Below are 2,868 nucleotides of genomic sequence, written 5' to 3'. Positions count from 1 at the left end.
GGCGCAATTGGCAGGATTGGCGGTCCGGGCCGAGTTGTCGACACAAGCAAGCCCGCGCCTCTCGCAGAGGACGCGGGCCCGGATCGGGATGCCGGCCCGATCAGGCAGCATACCGTTGCGCGCTGCCGGAACATGAACTCTTAGCGTATGCTAATGTTCCAGCGCAGAGGGAAAATTTGCCGAGCGACCGATCTGGCTTATGAAGCGGCCCTTTCGCGAACCGGGAGTTTCCAGCCCGGCCTGACGAAATGGCAGGTGTAGCCGTTCGGGTATCTCTCCAGATAGTCCTGATGTTCGGGCTCGGCCTGCCAGAATGGGCCGACCGGCGCAACCTCGGTGACGACCTTGCCCGGCCACAGGTGAGAGGCATCGACATCGGCAATGGTGTCCTCGGCGACCCGCTTCTGGTCGTCGCTGGTGTAGTAGATTGCCGAGCGATAGCTCATGCCGACATCGTTGCCCTGACGGTTGCTGGTCGTCGGGTCGTGGATCTGGAAAAAGAATTCGAGCAGCGTGCGGTAGCTCAGCCTGGCGGGATCGAAAATGATCTCGATGGCCTCGGCATGGGTGCCGTGGTTGCGGTAAGTGGCGTTGGGCACGTCGCCGCCGCTGTAGCCGACGCGGGTCGAGACGACGCCCGGAAAGCGCCGGATCAAATCCTGCATGCCCCAAAAGCAGCCGCCGGCAAGCACCGCGCGTTCGGTGGAAGTCGCCATGTCACATCTCCGTTGGATTTCTCCATAAATGGGGATTGTGACGCTCTTCGTCCAGCGGCTCAAGCGCTTCGGGAACGCGACTACAACAGCCGCCTGGATTGAGGACGGGAGGACATCAAGATTCAATTCTAGGGAAGCGGCAACGGTGCGTCACTCAAGGTCCGCAGGTAAGCGATGAGGTCTGCTCGCTGCTTCTCGTCCTGCAGACCCGGGAAAAGCATATCTGTTCCAGGCAGAGTGAGCGCGGGATTGGAGATAAACAAATTGAGTTCCTCAAAAGTCCAATCGCCACCAGCATCCTTCAGACTCGACGAATACTCGACATCGCCTTGCGAAGCCTTCCGCCGCCCTACGATGCCCCACAGATTGGGCTTGGGATTCTTGACCCCCGGCACTGCAAGATGACAAGTCCCGCACGTCTTTCCGAAAAGTTCTTTGCCCGATTCAGCGTTTGCCGATGCAAGTCGTGCCGAAATCGGCGCAATGGCCGGTCGTCCTGCGCCATGACTGCGCAAGTAGGCGACGACGTCTTCGTGACCGCTGAGCTTCGCCAAATGTATGGGTGGACTGCCGTTCGATGTCAGTGCGTTGACATCTGCTCCAGCGTCCACGAGATGGATGACGCACTGAAGGCAGCCATTCTCGGCAGCCACGTGCAGCGGCGTCTGCGATTTCGCCACCTGATTTGGATCGGCCCCATTGTCGAGCAACAGCTTCACGATGTCAGCGTGCCCACCCTTGTTGGCGGCATAGAGTGGCGTTCTTTGCCAACTGACGAGCAGGCTAACGTCGGCCCCACGACTTATCAGAAGTTTTGCCAACTCGATGTTTCCGGCTTCGCAGGCGATATAGAGCGCCGTGACACCGTCAATTTCGTTGATGGCGGCGCCCTTATCCAATGCGGAAGTCACCGCTGCGACGTCGCCATTCCTGACAAGATCGCCCAGGTTGCTCGCCTGGGCGGGCAGCGTAAAAAGCCCAAGCACCAACGAAGCCCTTATCACCCACATGCGTCTCCGCTTGGTCATGGTACCTCTCGCTGCTCTGAAAAAGCGCACAGGTTTGGCTCGCATTGCGGCTCCATGCACAAAAACGAATATTAGCAGATGCTCATTCAAAGACCAAGGATGCGCGGCCGGTCACTCCTCGTTTGTCGGCTTGAATTTCCGCACGACGACCTCGAACACGATGTCCGAAATCCACATCGCCGAGACGCCAATGAGGAAAGCGGCGGCGAGCGTCGTGGTGTCGTCGGCTGGATCGGGGATCGGCAGGCCACTTGCCTTGAACCAGGCGACGGCCGGCAGCGTCAGATAGGCGGCGGCGAGCGCGCCGCAGATCGGCGAAGCGATCATTTCGCGCAGTTTGTAGCGATGGCGCGACAGTGCCCGGAGCGCACCACCAGCCAACCCGGCCGCCACCACCGGGCCTTTGATGCCCAGGAGATCGAACAGATCGTGCATCATGGCCTCCAGCCGCAGAGTTCCTGACCCTTGCGGTTGTGCGCAAGCAGCGCCCTCGCCTCCTGGTCCGACAGTGCGTCGACCGCTTTGACGGAGAGGCGTACCGGCCTTGAGACGGCGCAGAAGCTTCCCTTGGCTGTGGTGCATCCGGCCGCGACGAGCAGCGGCAGCACGAGGACCAATCCCTTGCCCATGTTTTCAGCTCCTTGCTGGCCGCGCCCGCGCGCAGCGCGCCGATATCATTGTCGACCTGGTCGGCGAGCGCGCCGGCGGCAGCCTCGGCCTTGGCCTGCCGAGCGCGTTCCGCACCGGCGCCGGCAAGCCGCTGGCGGACGCCCCAGCCGAGGGCTGCCACCACCGAGGCCAGCAGGCCAAGGAACGTCGGGTTGCCGAGCAGTGAGGAAAGCAGCGCCGTCATGACAGCCACCACACGACAAGTGCCGCAACGATGAGGAGCGCGCCTGCCATCCAGGGCAGCGCCTGGCGCAGGAGTTCGGTGAAGACCTCGACCATTTTGCCCCTCATCTCTGCCAGTTGAGCTTGCGGGCGAGCACATGCCAGGCTTCGGTGCCGAGGCCGATCGCCAGGCCGATGCCGGCCTCGAGCGCCATCTGGATGTCAGGATCGCCAGACAGGGCGGCGGCGTCGCCGGCGCCGCGCAGGCCGCGCGCCACGAGGACGGCCGCGCC

4 protein-coding genes are annotated in these 2,868 nt (G+C 62.3%); all 4 read right to left on the bottom strand.

Annotated features, from left to right (window positions below; all coding sequences use genetic code 11):
* Positions 1-197: 197 nt before the first annotated feature.
* The gene (gene msrA, locus EOA33_RS30765; RefSeq protein WP_126055201.1) at positions 198-716 is read right to left on the bottom strand and encodes a peptide-methionine (S)-S-oxide reductase MsrA; all 519 of its coding nucleotides are present in this window, start codon (positions 714-716) and stop codon (positions 198-200) included.
* A 128-nt stretch (positions 717-844) separates the two neighbouring features.
* On the bottom strand, positions 845-1,744 hold the full coding sequence (locus EOA33_RS30760) for an ankyrin repeat domain-containing protein (RefSeq protein ID WP_245482485.1): 900 nt from the start codon (positions 1,742-1,744) through the stop codon (positions 845-847).
* A gap of 111 nt (positions 1,745-1,855) precedes the next feature.
* Positions 1,856-2,179, bottom strand: coding sequence for a hypothetical protein (locus tag EOA33_RS30755; protein WP_126059120.1), 324 nt, complete (start codon positions 2,177-2,179; stop codon positions 1,856-1,858).
* On the bottom strand, positions 2,179-2,373 hold the full coding sequence (locus EOA33_RS30750) for a hypothetical protein (protein ID WP_127407359.1): 195 nt from the start codon (positions 2,371-2,373) through the stop codon (positions 2,179-2,181). Before EOA33_RS30750 ends, EOA33_RS30755 begins: the two co-directional genes overlap by 1 nt.
* Positions 2,374-2,868 lie beyond the last annotated feature (495 nt).

This window comes from Mesorhizobium sp. M4A.F.Ca.ET.050.02.1.1 (assembly GCF_003997725.1).
Taxonomy (GTDB): domain Bacteria; phylum Pseudomonadota; class Alphaproteobacteria; order Rhizobiales; family Rhizobiaceae; genus Mesorhizobium.
The sequence above is the reverse complement of the archived record's forward strand: the minus strand, read 5'-3'. Positions and strand labels throughout refer to the sequence as shown.

Bases quoted from the DNA above. Each gene is read 5' to 3' on its own strand.
- msrA (WP_126055201.1), bottom strand. From the start codon at position 716: ATGGCGACTTCCACCGAACGCGCGGTGCTTGCCGGCGGCTGCTTTTGG.
- EOA33_RS30760 (WP_245482485.1), bottom strand. From the start codon at position 1,744: ATGACCAAGCGGAGACGCATGTGGGTGATAAGGGCTTCGTTGGTGCTT.
- EOA33_RS30755 (WP_126059120.1), bottom strand. From the start codon at position 2,179: ATGCACGATCTGTTCGATCTCCTGGGCATCAAAGGCCCGGTGGTGGCG.
- EOA33_RS30750 (WP_127407359.1), bottom strand. From the start codon at position 2,373: ATGGGCAAGGGATTGGTCCTCGTGCTGCCGCTGCTCGTCGCGGCCGGA.